This is a genomic window from Saccharopolyspora sp. 7B (assembly GCF_020177435.1).
Lineage (GTDB): Bacteria > Actinomycetota > Actinomycetes > Mycobacteriales > Pseudonocardiaceae > Saccharopolyspora_C > Saccharopolyspora_C gregorii.
The window spans coordinates 1-18,621 of record NZ_JAIUKC010000125.1; the positions used below are offsets into that span (position 1 = coordinate 1).

General features: G+C 72.6%; 14 protein-coding genes and 1 pseudogene. 12 read left to right on the top strand and 3 right to left on the bottom strand.

Annotated features, from left to right (window positions below):
* The first annotated feature begins 254 nt into the window (after positions 1-254).
* The 11 genes and pseudogenes from LCD33_RS19645 to LCD33_RS19695 all read left to right on the top strand — a co-directional run.
* Positions 255-1,166: a Rossmann-like and DUF2520 domain-containing protein gene (locus tag LCD33_RS19645; protein ID WP_224967450.1), complete on the top strand. Its 912-nt coding sequence runs from the start codon at positions 255-257 to the stop codon at positions 1,164-1,166.
* The gene (gene panC, locus LCD33_RS19650; protein WP_224978133.1) at positions 1,163-2,059 is read left to right on the top strand and encodes a pantoate--beta-alanine ligase; all 897 of its coding nucleotides are present in this window, start codon (positions 1,163-1,165) and stop codon (positions 2,057-2,059) included. Before LCD33_RS19645 ends, panC begins: the two co-directional genes overlap by 4 nt.
* 51 nt (positions 2,060-2,110) lie before the next feature.
* Positions 2,111-2,575: an aspartate 1-decarboxylase gene (gene panD / locus LCD33_RS19655; protein WP_224963147.1), complete on the top strand. Its 465-nt coding sequence runs from the start codon at positions 2,111-2,113 to the stop codon at positions 2,573-2,575.
* Between the two features lie 28 nt (positions 2,576-2,603).
* Positions 2,604-3,395, top strand: coding sequence for a type III pantothenate kinase (locus tag LCD33_RS19660; RefSeq protein WP_224963149.1), 792 nt, complete (start codon positions 2,604-2,606; stop codon positions 3,393-3,395).
* Positions 3,396-4,108: 713 nt separating this feature from the next.
* A complete protein-coding gene (locus tag LCD33_RS19665) occupies positions 4,109-4,462 on the top strand; it encodes an Lsr2 family protein (protein ID WP_184483511.1) in 354 nt (117 codons plus the stop codon).
* 907 nt (positions 4,463-5,369) lie between these two features.
* Positions 5,370-6,446 (top strand): FecCD family ABC transporter permease, encoded by a 1,077-nt coding sequence (locus LCD33_RS19670; RefSeq protein ID WP_373690003.1) that lies wholly within the window; start codon positions 5,370-5,372, stop codon positions 6,444-6,446.
* Positions 6,443-7,534 carry an iron chelate uptake ABC transporter family permease subunit gene (locus tag LCD33_RS19675; RefSeq protein WP_224959471.1) on the top strand — a complete coding sequence of 364 codons (1,092 nt, stop codon included), beginning with the start codon at positions 6,443-6,445 and terminating at the stop codon, positions 7,532-7,534. Before LCD33_RS19670 ends, LCD33_RS19675 begins: the two co-directional genes overlap by 4 nt.
* Positions 7,531-8,385 carry an ABC transporter ATP-binding protein gene (locus tag LCD33_RS19680; protein WP_224959474.1) on the top strand — a complete coding sequence of 285 codons (855 nt, stop codon included), beginning with the start codon at positions 7,531-7,533 and terminating at the stop codon, positions 8,383-8,385. The genes LCD33_RS19675 and LCD33_RS19680 overlap by 4 nt, the downstream gene beginning before the upstream one ends.
* Positions 8,386-8,672: 287 nt before the next feature.
* Positions 8,673-11,231 (top strand): ATP-dependent Clp protease ATP-binding subunit, encoded by a 2,559-nt coding sequence (locus LCD33_RS19685; RefSeq protein ID WP_224959476.1) that lies wholly within the window; start codon positions 8,673-8,675, stop codon positions 11,229-11,231.
* Between the two features lie 41 nt (positions 11,232-11,272).
* Positions 11,273-12,028 (top strand): DUF5753 domain-containing protein, encoded by a 756-nt coding sequence (locus tag LCD33_RS19690; RefSeq protein ID WP_224978134.1) that lies wholly within the window; start codon positions 11,273-11,275, stop codon positions 12,026-12,028.
* Positions 12,028-12,093, top strand: a pseudogene (locus LCD33_RS19695) (DUF397 domain-containing protein); the annotation flags it as partial. The gene LCD33_RS19690 and the pseudogene LCD33_RS19695, both read left to right, overlap by 1 nt.
* A 194-nt stretch (positions 12,094-12,287) precedes the next feature.
* Here the strand turns inward: LCD33_RS19695 and LCD33_RS19700 are convergent.
* Positions 12,288-13,016: a DedA family protein gene (locus tag LCD33_RS19700; RefSeq protein WP_224967456.1), complete on the bottom strand. Its 729-nt coding sequence runs from the start codon at positions 13,014-13,016 to the stop codon at positions 12,288-12,290.
* Between the two features lie 587 nt (positions 13,017-13,603).
* On the opposite strand from LCD33_RS19700, the gene LCD33_RS19705 reads away from it, so the two are divergent.
* Complete coding sequence (locus LCD33_RS19705) at positions 13,604-16,723, top strand: BTAD domain-containing putative transcriptional regulator (RefSeq protein ID WP_224978135.1); 3,120 nt, start codon at positions 13,604-13,606, stop codon at positions 16,721-16,723.
* Between the two features lie 41 nt (positions 16,724-16,764).
* Here LCD33_RS19705 and LCD33_RS19710 read toward each other — a convergent pair whose 3' ends face one another.
* Entirely contained in the window at positions 16,765-17,589 is an 825-nt protein-coding gene (locus tag LCD33_RS19710) for an ABC transporter permease (RefSeq protein WP_224959484.1), read from the bottom strand.
* Positions 17,586-18,542, bottom strand: a complete 957-nt coding sequence (locus LCD33_RS19715; protein WP_224978136.1) for an ATP-binding cassette domain-containing protein — start codon at positions 18,540-18,542, stop codon at positions 17,586-17,588. The genes LCD33_RS19710 and LCD33_RS19715 overlap by 4 nt, the downstream gene beginning before the upstream one ends.
* Positions 18,543-18,621 lie beyond the last annotated feature (79 nt).

The window sequence follows — 18,621 nt, forward strand, 5'->3', positions numbered from 1 at the left end:
CCAGCCCAACCCGAGCCCCCACGTTCCTGCGCGGGCCCGGGGGCGCGTATATGTGAATAAGACACCGCCCCAGGACGCCCCGGCCGCCCCGGGGCGACCGCGGCGGCACCCCGCCGCGGAGCTGATCGGCGCGCCCGCGCGGACCGGGTGGTTCTCGCCACCCGGCGAGTCGCGGACGCCCGGCGGCGGGCTACTCTCGCGCTGCTGTCCGGTACCCGCTGCGGGACTGGAACGGTTGGGAGGACGACGTGTCGATGTCTGGCGGACGTCCACCAGGTCGAGGCGCGGGACCCCGGCTCCGGGTCGGAGTGGTGTCCGCGGGCCGGGTGGGTGCCGTGCTCGGAGCGGCGCTGGCGCGCGCCGGGCACGAGGTCGTGGCGGTGTCCGCGGTGTCGGACGCCTCGCTGCGCCGAGCCGAGGAGCTGCTGCCCGCGGTACCGGTGCGCCCGCCCGACGAGGTCGCCGACGCCGCCGATCTGGTGGTGCTGGCGGTTCCCGACGACGTGCTGCCCGGCCTGGTGCGCGGCCTGGTCGCCACCGGCTCGCTGCGCTCCGGGCAGATCGTGCTGCACACCTGCGGCGCCCACGGCGTCGCCCCGCTGGAGCCCGCCGCCGAGCTGGGCGTGCTGACCTTGGCGCTGCACCCCGCGATGACCTTCACCGGCCGGGCCGAGGACGTGGAGCGGCTGGCGACGGCCTGCGCCGCGGTGACCGCGCCGGACGACGAGGCGGCGTGGAACGTCGGCGAAGTGCTCGCGCTGGAGCTCGGCGCGGAACCGGTCCGCGTCCCCGAGCACGCCCGGCGGCTCTACCACGCGGCGCTCTCGCACGGCGCGAACCACCTGATCACCCTGGTCAACGAGTGCGCGGACCTGCTGCGCGCCGCCGGGATCGAGATCCCGGACCGGGTGATGGCCCCGGTGCTGTCCGCCTCGCTGGACAACGCGCTGCGCTTCGGGGACCGCGGCCTCACCGGTCCGGTGTCCCGCGGTGACGTGGGCACGGTCCGCGCCCACCTGGGTTCGCTGCGGGAGTCGGCGCCGGAGATGGTCGCCGGGTACGCGGCGATGGCGAGGCGGACCGCCGACCGCGCCGAGCAGGCCGGTCTGCTCGACGCCCGGTCGGCCACCGAAGTGCACGAAGTACTCGACGAGGAGCAGCGATGACCACGGCCGACGGGGTGGGCGCGGGCCCCGGGTACACCGCGCGGGAACTCACCGTGCACCGCCGCCCCGCGGAGCTGGCGAAGGTGACGCGGGCGCTGCGCTCCACCGGCCGCCCGATCACGCTGGTGCCGACGATGGGCGCGCTGCACGAAGGCCACCTGGAGCTGATCCGCGCGGCCCGCAAGGTGCCCGCCGCGGTCACCGTCGTGTCGATCTTCGTGAACCCGCTGCAGTTCGGCGCGGGCGAGGACCTGGACCGCTACCCGCGCACCTTCGACGCGGACCTGGAGCTGTGCCGCGCCGAGGGCGTCGAGCTGGTGCTGGCCCCCGAGCCCGCGGACATGTACGCCCCGGACCGGCAGGTCGGCCTCACCGCGGGCTCGCTCGGTGAGCAGCTGGAGGGGGCGAGCAGGCCCGGGCACTTCGACGGGATGCTCACCGTCGTCGCGAAGCTGCTCGGCATCGTGCGCCCGGACCTGGCGCTGTTCGGCGAGAAGGACTACCAGCAGCTGGTGCTGGTGCGCCGGATGGCGCGGGACCTGAACCTCGACGCGAAGATCCAGGGCGTGCCGATCGTGCGCCAGGCCGACGGGCTCGCCCTGTCGTCGCGCAACGCCTACCTGGACGCCGAGCAGCGGCGGGCCGCGCTGGCCCTGTCCGCGGCGATGGCCGCCGGGGTGCACGCGGGCCGGTCCGGCCCGGAGGCGGTGCTGGCGGCGGCGCGCGCCGCGCTGGATTCCGAACCGCTGGTGGCGGTCGACTACCTGGAGCTGCGGGACACCGAGCTGGGCCCGGCGCCCGCCTCCGGCGAGGCCCGGCTGCTGGTGGCGGCCCAGGTCGGCGGCACCCGGCTCATCGACAACGCGCTCGTCCAACTCGGCCCGGTGGAGTAGCAGGGCCCCCGATCCTTCCGACCGCCTTCCGGCGGTGAGGGGAGTAGTTCGATGTTCCGCACCATGCTCAAGTCCAAGATCCACCGCGCCACGGTGACCCAGGCCGACCTGCACTACGTCGGCTCGGTGACGGTGGACGCGGACCTGATGGACGCCGCCGACCTGCTGGAGGGCGAGCAGGTCGCGATCGTCGACGTCACCAACGGCGCCCGGCTGGAGACCTACGTGATCACCGGCGAGCGCGGCTCCGGCGTGATCGGCATCAACGGGGCCGCCGCGCACCTGGTGCGGCCCGGTGACCTGGTGATCCTCATCGCCTACGGGGTGATGGACGAGATGGAGGCCCGCTCCTACCGGCCGAAGGTCATCTTCGTGGACGCCGACAACGCCGTGCTGGAGCGCGGCACCGACCCGGCCGCGGCCCCCGCGGACTCCGGCCTGGTCAGCGGTGCCGCGTCGGCGGAGACGGACGACGCCGCGAAGCTGGACGCGCTGCTCGCGGCCCCCGAGGCCTGACCCCGCTCCGACCCCGGGAGGTACGCCGGTGCTGCTCGCGCTGGACGTCGGTAACACCAACATCACCCTCGGCCTGTACGACACCGGCTCCGAGGATCCCCGCGGTGGCCTGGTGCGGGACTGGCGGATGCGCACCGAACCGCGGATGACGGCCGACGAGATGGCGCTGACCGTGCGCGGGCTCCTCGGCGAGCACGCCGAGCGGATCACCGGCATCTCGGCGCTGTCCACGGTCCCGGCGCTGCTGCGCGAGCTGCGCGTGATGCTCGGCCGCTACTGGGACGGGGTGCCGCGGATCGTGGTGGAACCGGGCGTGCGCACCGGGGTCCCGCTGCTGGTCGACAACCCGAAGGAGGTCGGCGCGGACCGGGTGATCAACACCCTCGCCGCGCACCACCTGCACGCGACGAACTGCGTGGTGGTCGACTTCGGCACGTCCACGAACGTCGACGTGATCTCCGCGAAGGGCGAGTTCCTCGGCGGGGCGTTCGCGCCGGGGGTGGAGATCTCGCTGGACGCCCTCGCCTCGCGGGCCGCGCAGTTGCGCAAGGTGGAGCTGACCCGGCCGCGGTCGGTGATCGGGAAGAACACGGTGGAATGCCTGCAGTCGGGCATCCTGTTCGGTTTCGCCGGACAGGTCGACGGGCTGGTGCGGCGGATCGTGGCCGAACTGGGCTCGACCCACGGCGGGACGGCGGCGGTGCTGGCCACGGGTGGCCTGGCGCCGCTGGTGGTCGCCGAATCGCAGACCATCACCCACCACGTGCCGGACCTGACGCTGCTGGGCCTGCGGCTGGTGTACGACCGCAACTTCCGCTGATCCGGCCCCCTTTTCCCGCCGCCGGGCTCCGCGGCGGGAAAGCGGATTCCGGATGTCGCGGCCGTTAACGGCTCACGAGTGCTGCCCGGCGACCCGATACTTCTTGTCGGCTTGCCGGAACAGCGCGATGTCCAGCGCGGGGAGTGCGCGGCGGCCGAGGTCCCGGCCGGTGAGTGCGCACTTTCTGCTTGCCGATGAGTGCGGAATGACGCGGACGCGGAGTGCGGGAATGGCCCGGTGACATCGTTGATGTAGTGCGCCGGAGTCGGTATCGGCCGCTCGATCCGCTTCCGGTGGAGGTCCGGAATGACCCGATCCGGGGAGACGCCTGGTTTTTTCCTCGGCGGGGTGAGTGCGTTTGTCGAGAGGCTGCGCTAACCTGACCGTGACAATGTTCGGTGAAGGCTTCGATGACGGCTATTCTTGGTCAGCTGGCCAAACTCTGTCGAACTCCATCAGGCCGGTCCCGGGGCGGCTTGCCCTCCCGCGCTCCGGCCGACGAAACCGGCGGAAGCCGAAGGGCTCACTGCAAGGTCGACCGGAGAGTCCGGTGGGGCGTTCGGATTGCGCGGCTCCGCCGGGTGGTTCAGCAAGGGCAGTCGGGTATGGCCCGGGTCGAGCTGCGGACCCGGGAAGCTCTCGGCAGAGAGGTCTCGGCGGTGGTCGTGCCGTCATCGGCGTTATTCGCAGAAACTCCGGGGAGGACTGCCACCATGGCGCAGAAGGTTACGGTCACGCTCGTCGACGATCTCGACGGCGGCCAGGCCGATGAAACGGTCGAGTTCGCGTTGGACGGCGTCTCGTACCAGATCGACCTTTCCAACGACAATGCGAGCGAGCTGCGCGACGCGCTGTCCGGCTACGTCTCCAGCGCGCGTCGCGCGGGCGGGCGGAAGAAGCCCGGCCCGCGCCCCGCTGCGGCCGGTCGCGCCGCGGGCGGCTCCACCAGCGCGGATCGGGAGCAGAACCAGGCCATCCGGGAATGGGCCCGCAAGCGCGGCCTGAAGGTCTCGGACCGCGGCCGGATCCCCGCGGACATCGTGGACCAGTACCACAAGGCGAACTGAAGCCGTGCGGACGCGCACAGGGGGCGCCGGGGATTCCCGGCGCCCCCTGCGCGTTGCCGGAGCCGCTCCGCGGCGGGCTTCCGCGGCGGTTCCGCGATCCGGTTCGGCCGCGGAACCCGGCATCGGGTTCCCCAGCACCTGATCCGCCGCATCCGATCCGGTTCGACCCGCTCCACCGGATGCCGGATCCGGATTCTTCCCGGCGGGCCCACCACCGATCCGATGTTCGTTCGCGCCAGGAATGCTGATGAACCGCCGCGACCGGCCGCGGCCCGTTCCCGGATCGGAATGCCGCGGCCGATGCGCGGCCGCGTCCCGTTCGCCGCGGGTCCGGTTGGTCGCGCCCGAACGTTCCGGCCGGGGCCTCGACTGTTTGCGCGCGCCGGTGCCGCCGCTGGGGGCCGATGATGTTCCGCGCGTTCGGCCGCCGATTCTCGCTCTCTTCCGCGTCCGGGTGCGGGCGTTCCGCGTCGATTCCGCGAACGTCCGCCTGCCGTCCGGGGTATCCGGTCGCCCGCGCGGTGAAATCGGGGCCGGCGGTGTTCGTGAACGGGATTCACGAGCCTGATCCGTTCGGCGCTATCGCCGGGATTTCATCCGTCGAGCGCCCGTGGTCGCCGCAAGATTGCCGGGTGGCGGACTCGGTCGATCCGCGCAGGCGAGGGAAAACCCTCGAAGATCGGCTTCCGGAATCGATGCGGAACACGGGAAATCGGTTTCCGATCGGAGGTTCCGGCGGGGTCGCACCCGTCGTCCTGGTCTCGGCGGAGTGATCGCGGCGTGACGCGGAGTACGTCCGCGAGCTCCGGAGAATCGGTCCACCCGCCGGGACCCGTCGGCTAGCCTTAGGTCGGCCTAACCTAACTTGGGGCCGAGTGGCGGAACCGGACGACGTGGGAGTGGGACCTTGAGCCGCAGCGGAACCGTCGGGAGCCCGCCCGGCACCGAGCGCGATGCGCCGGAAGCACCGGCCGCGCGGCTCGGCGCGCGCCGCAGGCGCAGGCTGCTCGGTCTGGGCGTGCTGCTCGGCGTGCTCGTGGTCAGCTGCGCGCTGAGCATCGCCGTCGGCGCCAAGTCCATCCCGCTCGGCGACGTGTGGACCGAGCTGGTCGCGCCCGCGGGCTCGGAGAACGCCCTGATCATCTGGGAGCTGCGGCTGCCGCGCACCGTCGTCGGCGTGCTCGTCGGCGCCGCGCTCGGGCTCGCCGGCGCGCTGATGCAGGGGCACACCCGCAACCCCATCGCCGACCCCGGCATCCTCGGCATCACCCAGGGCGCGGCGCTCGCGGTGGTGCTGGCGGTGTACGCGTTCGGCATCAGCAGCCTGTTCGGCTACATCTGGTTCGGCTTCGGCGGGGCGCTGCTGGGCGCGCTGGCGGTGTTCGCGATCGGCTCGATGGGCCGGGCCGGCGCCACCCCGGTGACGCTGGCGCTCGCGGGCATGGCGATCAGCGCGCTGCTGCAGGCGCTGACCTCGGCGCTGGTGCTCAGCGACCAGCAGAGCCTGGACACCTACCGGTTCTGGAAGGTCGGGTCGATCGCGGTCACCGATCCCGCGGTCATCTGGCAGGTGCTGCCGTTCCTGGTCGTCGGGCTCGTGCTGGGGCTGGCGAACTCGACCGGGCTCAACGCGCTGTCGCTGGGCGACGACGTGGCCCGCGGTCTCGGGCACCGGGTCGAGGTGACCCGGCGGCTCGGCGTGCTGGCGATCGCGGTGCTGGTGGGCGCCTCGGCCGCGGTGTGCGGGCCGATCAGCTTCGTGGGCCTGGTGGTGCCGCACATCGCGCGGTTCTTCACCGGCGCCGACCACCGCTGGCTGCTGCCCTTCGCGGCGCTGATGGGCTCGTCGCTGGTGCTGCTCGCGGACATCGCGGGCCGGTTGGTCGCGCGGCCGGCCGAAGTCCAGGTCGGGGTGATGCTGGCGATGGTCGGCGCCCCGTTCTTCATCGCGTTGGTGCGGCGCAGGAAGCTGGTGCGGCTGTGACTCAGGTTCTCGACGCCCCCGGACGACGGGTCGCCGGTCGGCGACCGCTGCGGGTGGGGCCGGTCTCCGGGGTGCTGCGGCCGCGGCCGCTGCTGGTGCTGCTCGGCGGGCTGGTGGTGCTGCTGGCCTGCGTGCTGCTGGACATCGGGCTCGGCGAGTACCAGCTGAGCCCCGGGCAGGTGCTGGTCACGCTGTTCGGCGGCGGCGACTACGCCGACCACTACGTGGTGTTCGGGCTGCGGATGCCGCGGGCGCTGACCGCGGTGCTGGTGGGCGCGGCGCTGGGCCTGTCCGGCGCGATCACGCAGGCCGTGGCGCGCAACCCGCTGGCCAGCCCGGACATGCTCGGCATCACCTCCGGTGCCGGGGCCGCCGCGGTCGCGGTGATCGTGTTCGGCGGTACCGCGGGCGCGCTGGGCGGGTTCGCCGAGGCCGTGGGCCTGCCGATGATCGCGCTCGCCGGCGGGCTGGTGGCCGGGCTCGCGATCTACGGGCTGGCGTACCGCGGCGGGGTCGACTCGTACCGGATCGTGCTGGTCGGCGTGGGCGTCACCGCGCTCGCCGGGAACGCCATCTACTGGCTGCTCACGGTGGGCGACGTGAACGACGCCGGGCGGGCGATGGTGTGGCTGACGGGCAGCCTCAACGCCCGCGGCTGGGACCACGTGGTGCCGACGGCGATCGCGCTGGCCGTGCTGCTGCCGCTGACCCTGCTGGGCGCGCACGCGCTCGGCGCCCTGCAGTTCGACGACGACACGGTGCGCGGCCTCGGCCTGCGGAGGGACCTCTCGCGCGGCCTGCTGCTGCTCGCCGCCGTGGTGCTGGCCTCGATCGCGACCGCGGCGGCCGGTCCGGTGCAGTTCGTGGCGCTGGCGGCGCCGCAGATCGCGCTGCGGCTGTCCCGGTCCGCGCGACCACCGCTGGTGTCCTCGCTGGTGTTCGGCGGCGCCCTGGTGGTGGCGGCCGACCTGCTGTCCAGGACGGCGTTCGGCGCGGCGGAGATGCCGGTGGGCATCGTCACCGCGATCTTGGGCGCGCCGTACCTGATCTACTTGCTCATCCGTCGGTACCGGGAGGACCGCGCATGACCTCACCCGTGTCCACACCCAGCCAGGAAGCGGCCGGTGCCGGGCGTCGGCAGCGGCTCCAGGGCGAGCGGCTGCGGCTGGCCTACGGCGATCGGGTCGTCGTGGACGGCCTCGACATCGACGTGCCGGACGGCACCATCACCGCCGTGATCGGCCCGAACGGTTGCGGCAAGTCCACGGTGCTGCGGGCGCTGGCCCGGTTGCTGGCGCCGCAGAGCGGGCAGGTGCTGCTCGACGGCAAGCAGATCCACAAGATGCCCACCAAGGAGGTCGCGCGCGTGCTCGGCCTGCTGCCGCAGACGCCGCAGGCGCCGGAGGGGCTCACGGTGGCGGACCTGGTCGCGCGGGGCAGGCACCCGCACCAGGCCTGGTACCGGCAGTGGTCCTCGGACGACGAGCAGGCTGTGGCGGAGGCGCTGGAGCTCACCGGCATCGGCGACCTCGCCGAGCGCGCGGTGGACGAGCTCTCCGGCGGCCAGCGCCAGCGCGCCTGGCTGTCGATGGCGCTGGCCCAGGGCACCGACCTGCTGCTGCTGGACGAGCCGACGACGTACCTGGACCTGGCGCACCAGGTGGAGGTGCTGGACCTGGTCGGCCGGTTGCACGACGAGAGCGGCCGCACCGTGGTGATGGTGCTGCACGACCTGAACCTGGCGGCCCGCTACGCGGACCGGCTGGTCGCGATGCGCGACGGTGCGATCGTCGCGCAGGGCGCGCCCGACGAGGTGCTCACCGAGGAATTGCTGGCGGACGTCTTCAGCCTGAACGCCCGGGTCATCCCCGACCCGGTGACGGGTACGCCGATGGTGGTACCGATTGGTGGCAGAGCGGCGTCCACCGTGCGAGATTGAGTCGACCGTGGCCACCTGAACGAGTGGACGAGCGCCGCGGCTCCGGGTCTTGTTCGCGCTCAGCGGACATCGGCCCCCACTCGGGTCAGAGCGGAATGCCGCAGGTCGGCAGCTCGTTGGACGACAGGCAAGGCGGCGAACGGGTGCGGCGGGCTGCCAGCGGGTCCGGACTCCGCCGGGGTGCGGCTACTACAGTGGACCCCAGAGTGCTGAACCCTTCGCGGGCATCGGCGAGCAGGAGCCGTGTCCCGGTACAACACCGCCGGCGCAGCAGTCAGGGAGTGCGAATGTTCGAGAGGTTCACCGACCGCGCGAGGCGGGTGGTCGTCCTGGCCCAAGAAGAGGCCCGGATGCTCAACCACAACTACATCGGCACCGAGCACATCCTCCTGGGCTTGATCCACGAGGGTGAGGGTGTCGCCGCCAAGGCGCTGGAGTCGCTGGGGATCGCCCTGGAAGGCGTGCGGCAGCAGGTCGAGGAGATCATCGGCCAAGGCCAGCAGGCCCCGAGCGGTCACATCCCGTTCACCCCACGGGCCAAGAAGGTGCTGGAGCTGTCGCTGCGGGAGGCGTTGCAGCTCGGCCACAACTACATCGGGACCGAGCACATCCTGCTCGGGCTGATCCGCGAGGGCGAGGGCGTCGCCGCCCAGGTGCTCGTCAAGCTCGGCGCGGACCTGAACCGGGTGCGCCAGCAGGTGCTGCAGCTGCTGTCCGGGTACCAGGGCAAGGAGCCCGCCGAGGCCGGTGGCCGCGGCGAGGGCACCCCGTCGTCGTCGCTGGTCCTGGACCAGTTCGGCCGGAACCTGACGCAGAGCGCCCGCGAGTCGAAGCTCGACCCGGTCATCGGCCGGGACAAGGAGATCGAGCGCATCATGCAGGTGCTCTCGCGGCGCACCAAGAACAACCCGGTGCTCATCGGCGAGGCCGGCGTCGGCAAGACCGCCGTCGTCGAGGGCCTGGCGCAGAAGGTCGTCAAGGGCGAGGTGCCCGAGACGCTGAAGGACAAGCAGCTCTACACGCTCGACCTGGGCTCGTTGGTCGCCGGTTCCCGCTACCGCGGTGACTTCGAGGAGCGCCTGAAGAAGGTGCTCAAGGAGATCAAGACCCGCGGCGACATCATCCTGTTCATCGACGAGATCCACACCCTCGTCGGAGCGGGAGCGGCCGAAGGCGCCATAGACGCCGCGAGCATCCTCAAGCCGATGCTGGCCCGCGGTGAGCTGCAGACCATCGGTGCGACCACGCTCGAGGAGTACCGCAAGTACGTCGAGAAGGACCCGGCCCTGGAACGCCGCTTCCAGCCGATCCAGGTCGGCGAGCCCTCGCTGGAACACACCATCGAGATCCTCAAGGGCCTGCGCGACCGGTACGAGGCGCACCACCGGGTGTCCATCACCGACGGCGCGCTGGTCGCGGCCTCGACGCTGGCGGACCGGTACATCAACGACCGCTACCTGCCGGACAAGGCGATCGACCTGATCGACGAGGCCGGGGCCCGGATGCGCATCCGCCGGATGACCGCTCCGCCGGACCTGCGCGAGTTCGACGAGAAGATCGCCGACGTGCGCCGGGACAAGGAGTCGGCCATCGACGGCCAGGACTTCGAGCGGGCCGCGCGCCTCCGCGACGAGGAGAAGACCCTCCTCGGGCAGAAGGAGGAGCGCGAGACCCAGTGGAAGGCCGGTGACCTGGACGTCGTCGCGGAGGTCGACGACGAGCAGATCGCCGAGGTGCTGGCCAACTGGACCGGCATCCCCGTCTTCAAGCTCACCGAGGAGGAGACCACCCGTCTGCTCCGCATGGAGGACGAGCTGCACAAGCGGATCATCGGCCAGGACGACGCGGTCAAGGCCGTGTCCCAGGCGATCCGCCGCACCCGCGCCGGGCTGAAGGACCCGAAGCGTCCCTCGGGCTCGTTCATCTTCGCCGGTCCGTCCGGTGTCGGTAAGACCGAGCTGTCGAAGGCGCTGGCCGAGTTCCTGTTCGGCGACGACGACGCGCTCGTGCAGATCGACATGGGTGAGTTCCACGACCGCTACACCGCCTCGCGGCTGTTCGGCGCCCCTCCGGGCTACGTCGGCTACGAGGAGGGCGGCCAGCTCACCGAGAAGGTCCGCCGCAAGCCGTTCTCCGTGGTCCTGTTCGACGAGATCGAGAAGGCCCACCAGGAGATCTACAACACGCTGCTGCAGGTGTTGGAGGACGGCCGCCTGACCGACGGCCAGGGCCGCACGGTGGACTTCAAGAACACGGTGCTGATCTTCACCTCGAACCTCGGGACCCAGGACATCTCGAAGGCCGTGGGCCTCGGGTTCTCCGCGGGCAACTCCGCCGACTCGAACTACGAGCGGATGAAGTCCAAGGTCCACGAGGAGATGAAGAAGCACTTCCGTCCGGAGTTCCTCAACCGGATCGACGACGTCATCGTCTTCCACCAGCTCACCGAGAACGAGATCATCCAGATGGTCGACCTCCTCGCGGGCCGGGTGGAGAAGGCGCTGCGGGGCAAGGACATGTCCCTGGAGCTGACGACGAAGGCGAAGAAGCTGCTCGCCAAGCGCGGCTTCGACCCGGTGCTGGGTGCCCGGCCGCTGCGCCGCACCATCCAGCGCGACATCGAGGACCGGCTGTCCGAGAAGATCCTGTTCGGCGAGATCGAAGCCGGGCAGATCGTCATCGTGGACGTCGACAACTGGGACGGCGAGGGCAAGGACGACGAGGCGGTGTTCACCTTCCGCGGTGAGCAGAAGCCGTCCACCGTCCCGGACTCGCCGCCGGTGGACCTGGCGTCCTCGGGCGGTTCCGCGGAGGAGTCCTCGCGGGAGGACAACTCCGAGGAGTGACCCCGGATCCCTGATCCGAACGCGGCCCCCGCACCACACCGGTGCGGGGGCCGCTTCGCGCTCGGCACCGGTCGCGGCGGGTTCGGGCGGGCGGGTCGTCCGATCTAGTTGGTCGAACGGTCCGTTCACCCGTCTTCGTCGAGCGCGCCGTCGCGCTGACGCTCGGCCTGCAAGCGCGCAAGCGCACCCGCGGCCCGACCTGCCCCGACGACCTGCCGCGTTCCTTCGAGCGGCTCGCCGACCTGCAGGCCGACGCTGGCGCGATCGGCTTCTACGACACCGGGATCGTGCCCGGCCTCGCGCAATCCGCCGACTACCCGCGAGCGGTGTTCACCGCGTGCGACGGGATCTGGTGGCCGTCCTCGGCGGCGGAGGTCCAGCGGCGGCTGGCTTTCCGGCTCGAACAACAGCGACGCGTGTTGGAAGCCCCCGAGTCCAAGGACATCGCGTTGGTGCTGACCGAAACGGCCCTCGACCAGGTCGTCGGCAGCCCGGAGGTGTTGCGCGGCCAGCTTGAGCACCTGCTCGACCTTGGCGAGCGATCGGACGTCACGCTTCAGCTCGTCGAGCGCAACGCGCCGAGCAATCCGCTGCTGGGCGGTGGGCTCATCACGCTGGATTTCGGTGGCACCGCACCGAGAATCGCGTTCAACGCCTCGCACGGCCCGGCGACCTACCATGATCGCGAAGAGGACACCGTGCCGATGTTCCGAGCGATGGAACGAGTTCGAGGGCTCGCGTTGTCCTCGGAGGAGTCGGCTGATCGCCTCGCGGCGAAGTTGAAGGAAGTGCAGTGATGGGTTACGACACCGGCTGGTTCAAGAGCACCCGAAGCTCCGGGTCCAGCAATGCGTGCGTCGAGGTTCGCTTAACCGCCCGTGGTGTGTTCGTGCGTGATTCGCGAAGGATCCCGAGGGCGGTCGGCTCTCGGCGTCGGTCACTCCGCCTGGCGCCGGTTCCTCGCCGAGCTGCCCGGCGCTCGCTGAGCCGCTCCGTGTCAGGTGAGTGGCCCATCCGACCAGCGGGACCGGGTGGATGGGCCACTCGTCCGGCCGGTCAGCGGATGCGGGGGAGCTGCTGGGTGGGGATCTCGTCGGCGGAGATGCGGGGGAGTTCGTCGGTGATGTCGTCGGCCGCGCCCTGCTCGCGGCGGTCGCGGCGGAGGCGGGCGACGACGAAGTAGATGAGGGCCACCACGACCGCGCCGACGACGACCTTGGAAACGATCCCCGCGTACTCCTCGACCAGGTACCAGTTCTCGCCGAGCAGGTAACCGGCCACCACGAACAGTGTGTTCCAGATCAGGCTGCCCAAGCCGGTGAACAGCACGAACGTCGGCAGCGCCATCTTCTCCACGCCGGCGGGCAGCGAGATGAAGCTGCGGAACAGCGGGATCATCCGGCCCAGGAACACGGCCTTCACCCCGTGCTTCGCGAACCAGGCCTCGGTGCGGTCGACGTCGGCGACCTTCACCAGCGGCAGCCGCGCGGCGATCCGCCGCATCCGGTCCCGGCCGAGCGAGGCGCCGAGCCAGTACAGGACGAGGGCGCCGACGATCGAGCCGATCGTCGTCCACAGCACCGCCGAGACGATGTTCATGTCGCCCCGGCTGGCGGCGAACCCGGCCAGCGGCAGGATCAGCTCGCTGGGGATCGGCGGGAACACGTTCTCCAGCGCGATGATCAGACCGGCGCCGGGGCCGCCCAGGGTCTCCATCACGCTGACGACCCAACCGGTGAACCCGGTCGGCTCGGCGGCGGCAGCGGCCAGTGCGGTCGAGTGCATCGAGGCTCCGAACATCGGCGGGGAGGGAGGTCGGCAGGGGTCTCGGTGGGCAGCGCCCGTGCTGGGCGGCGGGGCCGGTCGCTGAACCGCCGGTTCACGCCGACCGCGCCCGCGCGCCGAGCGGAACCGCTGGGCGCGAATCATGCGGTATGTCCGTTGTTCCATGATTCCAGCACGGTGGGAGTGCTTCCCTGTGATCCCCCTCGCACGGCCGCTCCACCGGTCGCCGCGTTGCTGTGGACAACTGCACTTCCTGTGGATGGAGCTGTGGACAACTCGGGGACAGGTCCGTCGTCGGGAGGACCGCCGGGCGGGCCGGTGCCGACGATCGCCGTCCCTCGATCGCGGCGTGGCGAAGGAGGTGCCGCTGACCTGTGGAAACGTGGTTCCCGGTGTGCTGCGGTCCGGGGTGCGCGATCCGGCCGCCGCGGTGTCCTCGCAGCTCAGCAAGGCTGTTCCGGGTTGTGGATCAGCTGTGGGTGATCCGCCCGATCCACCGAGTTGTCCACAGGCCGGGCGGCCCGGTGCACACCCGGCTCGACCTGCGCCGCCCCGGCCCCTGCGAAGCTGGGCGGGTGCGAGTGGCGATGCTGGGACCGTTCCGGCTGCGCGCGGCCGACGGCGAACCCGTCGAGGTCGGCGGGCGGCGGGTCCGCGCCCTGATCGCCCGGCTCGCGCTCGACGCGGGACGACCGGTGCCCGCCGACACGCTCATCGCCGACCTCTGGGGCGCCGCGCAACCGGCCGCCGCTGTGAACGCGCTGCAGACGCTCGTCTCCCGCGCCCGCCGCGCCACCGGGGACCTGCGGCTGACCTCCACGGCCGCGGGCTACGTCCTGGACGTCGCGGGCGACGACGTCGACGTGCACCGGTTCGACCGGTTGGTGGCGACGGGCCGGGCCCGGCTGCGCTCCGGCGAGGCCGCCGGTGCCGCCGACGTGCTGCGGGAGGCGCTGGCGCTGTGGCGCGGCGACCCGCTCGTCGACGTCGCCGACGCGGCGTTCGCGGCCCCCCACGTCGCGCGGCTCGACGAAGCCCGGCTGGGCGCGCGGGAGGACCGGATCGAAGCGGACCTGCGGATCGGCAGGCACGCGGACCTGATCCCCGAACTGGACGGGCTCTGCGCGCGACACCCGCTGCGCGAACGGCTCATCGCACTGCGGCTGCGGGCCCTGCACGCCGCCGGTCGCCGCGCCGACGCGCTCGCCGCGTACGAGGCGCACCGCTCCCGGCTCGCCGGCGACCTCGGCACCGACCCCTCGACGTCGTTGACCGCGCTGCGCGCCGAGCTGCTGCGCGACGAGCCCGCGCCGCCGCCCGCCCCGGCGGCGCACCAGGCCCTCCCGGTCCGGCTGAGCAGCTTCGTCGGGCGCGAGGCCGAGATCGCGCAGGTCGGCGCCGCGCTCGCCCGGTCCCGGCTGGTCACCCTGTTCGGCCCGGGCGGGGCGGGCAAGACGCGGCTGGCCACCGAGATCGCCGCCGAGCTCACCGGCCACCGGGTGTGGTTCGCCGAGCTCGCGCCGGTGCGCGACGGGGGTGACCTCACCGCGGCCGTGCTCGCCGCGCTCGGCATCCGCGAGACCCGGCTGCTGGAGGCACCGCAGTCGCACGGCGCCGCCCGCCTCGCCGAGGCACTCGGCGCCGAACCGGCCGTGCTCGTCCTCGACAACTGCGAGCACGTCATCGAGGAGGCCGCCGGGTTCGCGCACGAACTCCTCGGCCGCCGCCCCGAGCTCCGGGTGCTCGCCACCAGCCGCGAACCGCTCGCGCTGCCTGGGGAGGAACTGCTGCCGGTGGGGCCGCTCGCCCTGCCCGCCGACGGGACGGACCCGGCCGCGGCGGCCGCCGTGCGGTTGTTCGCGGACCGGGCCGCCGCCGCGAGCCCCGGGTTCGAGCTCACCGAGCGCACCGCGCCCGACGTCGTCGAGGTGTGCCGGCGGCTCGACGGCATCCCGCTGGCCATCGAACTCGCCGCCGCCCGGCTGCGGTCGATGCCGCTGCGGCAGATCGCCGCGCGGCTCCACGACCGGTTCCGGCTGCTCACCGGCGGGAACCGGGCGGCGATGCCGCGGCACCGCACGCTGCGGGCCGTCGTCGAGTGGAGCTGGGACCTGCTCGACGAGCGGGAGCGGCGGCTCGCGGCCCGGATGGCCGTGTTCACCGGCGCGGTCCGCGCCGAATCGGTGACCGCGGTGTGCGCCGACGACGAGCTGCCCGCCGCTGACGTCTTCTACGTGCTGTCCTCGCTGGTGGAGAAGTCCCTGGTGACCGCGGTCGAGAACGGCCGCTACCGGATGCTGGAGACGGTGCGCGCCTACTGCTGGCAGCGCTGCCTCGACGACGGAGCGGCCGACCGGGCCCGCGACGCGCACCTCGCCCACTTCCTCGCCGTCGCCGAAGAGACCCAACCGGGCCTGCACGGGCCCGAGCAGCTCGACCTGATGGACCGGCTCGACGCCGACCACGACAACCTGCTGGCCGCGCTGCACCGGGCCGTCGACGCGGGCGACGCCGACCGCGGGCTGCGGTTGGTGGCCGCGCTGTCCTGGTACTGGTCGATGTCCGCGTGGAGCGAGGAGGTGCTCGCCCGGTTCACGGCCGTCGCCGAGCTGCCCGGCCCCGCCGCACCGCAGGCCAGGGCGGTGGTGCGGCTCGGACGCGCGCTGGCGGGCACCGGCGACGGCTGGTTCGAGCAGGTGCGGGACGGTGCCGTCGCGGCGGCGGAGAGCGGGGCGATGCACCGCTACCCGCACTCCGTCCTGCTGGAGGCGGGGGCGTGGCTGTTCCTCGGCGAGTTCACCGAGCTGCGGCGCGTCGTCGAGCTCGCCACCGCGCACCCCGACCCGTGGGTGCGGGCCACGGCGGTGTTCGAGCAGGCGATCAGCGCCGAGCACGGCGGCGATCCGCGGACCGCGGAGGAGCACATGCGCACCGCGGCGGACGCGTTCCGCCGGATCGGCGATCGGTGGGGGCGGGCGCAGAGCATCAGCAGCCTCGCCGGCTACCGCTCGCTGCGCGGTGATCACGCGGGCGCCATCGACCTGCTGGCGGAGGCGCTGGAAACGATCCGGCAGCTGCGCTCCGACGTCGACCTGGTCGCGATCATGGTGCGCATCGGGGTGGAGCGGGTGCGGGCCGGGGACTTCGGCCGCGGTCGCGCCGAACTGGAACGGGCCGGGGAGATCGCGGCGCGCGGCAGGCCGTGGTTCGCGGTGTGGGCGTTGACCGGCCTCGCCGAATGCGCGCGGCTGGAAGGCGGACCGGACGAGGCCGAGCGGTACCTGGACGAGGCGGACCGCATCGGCACGGACGAGCAAGAAGGCGCCCTGCTGCGTCCGGCACTGCTGCGGCAACGCGCCGGGGTCCTGCTCGACCGGGGGCGCCCGGACGAGGCTCCGGCGCTGCTCGCGAAGGCCCTCGACGGCGGTGCCGGCATCCGGAGCGCGCCGGAGGCGGCGGCCGTCGCGGAGTGCGCGGCGCGCTGGCGGTGGAACGCCGGCGACCAGCCCGGGGCGGCGCGGCTGCTCGGGCTGGCCGTCGCGCTGCGCGGCGCCCTCGACGAAGGCGACCCGGACGTGCGCCGGACCCGGGACGGCCTGGCGTCCACCGGAGAACCGCACCGGGCGGTGTTCGACGCCGCGACGGCGCAGCCGAGGGCCGCGGCCCTCGCCGAGCTCCGCTCCGCACTGGACCGCGACCAGCGGTGAAGCCGGGCGGGAGACCCCCGAGAGCCTCCCGCCCGGCGGGCTCACACCCGCTTCCGGTAGGCCCACATCGCCAGCGGGAAGAACACCGCCGTCAACACCACCATCCAGATCACGGTCGCCGTCAGCGGCCCGGCCACCGGCCCGCCGATCATCAGCCCGCGCGCGGTGTCCGCCAGCTGCGTCACCGGGTTCACCTGCACCCACGCCTGCAGCCAGCCGGGCATCGTCTCCGTCGGCACGAACACGTTGCTGCCCATCGTCAGCGGGAACATGAACGCCATCGCCACGCCCGGCAGCGCCTGCTGGCTGCGGATCAGCATCCCGAGGAACACCGTGATCCAGCACATCGACAGCGCGAACGCCAACGCGACCAGGAACGCGGCGAACGCCTGCAGCGGCCCGGTCTCGATGCGGAACCCCATCAGCGTCGCCACGGCCAGCAGCACCGCCACCGACACCACGTAGCGCACCACGTCGCCGAACACCGCCCCGATCAGCGGCGCCGAGCGGGCGATGGGCAGGCTGCGGAACCGGTCGAAGACGCCCTTGCTGATGTCGGTGTTGAGCTGCATCCCGGTGCCGAGGCTGCCGAAGATCATGTTCATCGCCATCACACCCGGTAACGTCTGCTGCAGGTAGGCGCCGGTGTCCTGGGCGATCGCACCGCCGAACAGGTACACGAACATCACCAGGAACAGGATCGGCTGCAACGTGACGTCCAGCAGCCCCTCCGGCGACTTGCGGATCTTGAGCACGCTGCGCCCGGCGAGCGTCAGCCCGTGCCGCACGGTGCGCAGCGGTCCGATGCGCTCCTGCGGCGGCGGGGACGGCTCGGCCCCGGTGCCGCGTTCGATCGTGCTGGTCATGCTGCGGTCCCCTCCTCCGCGGCGGGCTTCCCGGTCAGGGCGAGGAACGCCTCGTCCAGGCTGGGCAGCCGCAAGGCCAGTTCATCGGCGGTGATCCCCGCGTCGTCGAGCCTGCGGACCAGGGCCGACAGCAGCACCGGATCGTCCACCGGGGCGGTGATGAGGCCGCCCTCGTCGTCGGTCGCGGGCTGCACGCCGGTGAGCTCGGCGACGATGCGCCGCACCTCCGGCACGTCCTCGGCACCGCTGGGCCGCACCTGCAGGGTCTGCTTGCCGGTGCGCCGCTTGAGCTCGTCGGCGCGGCCCTCGGCCACCACCCGGCCGTGGTCGATCACGCTGATCCGGTCGGCGAGCTGGTCGGCCTCCTCCAGGTACTGGGTGGTCAGCAGCACCGTGACGCCTTCGCCGGTGAGCCCGGTGACCATGTCCCACACCTGGTTGCGGCTGCGCGGGTCCAGCCCGGTCGTCGGCTCGTCCAGGTACAGCACCTCCGGCCTGCCCACGATGCTCGCCGCCAGGTCGAGCCGCCTGCGCATGCCGCCCGAGTAGGTCTTGATCGCGCGACCGCCCGCGTCGGTGAGCCCGAAGCGCTCCAGCAGCTCCGCCGCGCGCGCCCGCGCGTCCCGCCGGGACAGCTCCAGCAACCGGCCGATGAGCACCAGGTTCTCCACCCCGGTCAGCTCCTCGTCCACCGAAGCGTACTGCCCGGTCAGCCCGATGCGGCCGCGCACCGCCACCGCCTCCCGATGCAGGTCGCGCCCCGCCACGGTGGCCCGGCCCGCGTCCGGCCGCAGCAGCGTCGCCAGGATGCGCACCGTCGTCGTCTTGCCCGCGCCGTTCGGCCCGAGCACCCCCAGGATCGAGCCGGTCGGCGCGGCCAGGTCGACGCCGTCCAGCGCGGTGGTCGCGCCGAAGCGCTTCACCAGGCCCTCGGCCTGGATCGCATAGGACATGCCGCCTCCTCGATTCGTTATGCTCCCCACCATCGGGGGTGGCGCTGACAGCGCGCGCACAGCGCGCTGGCAGCGCGGG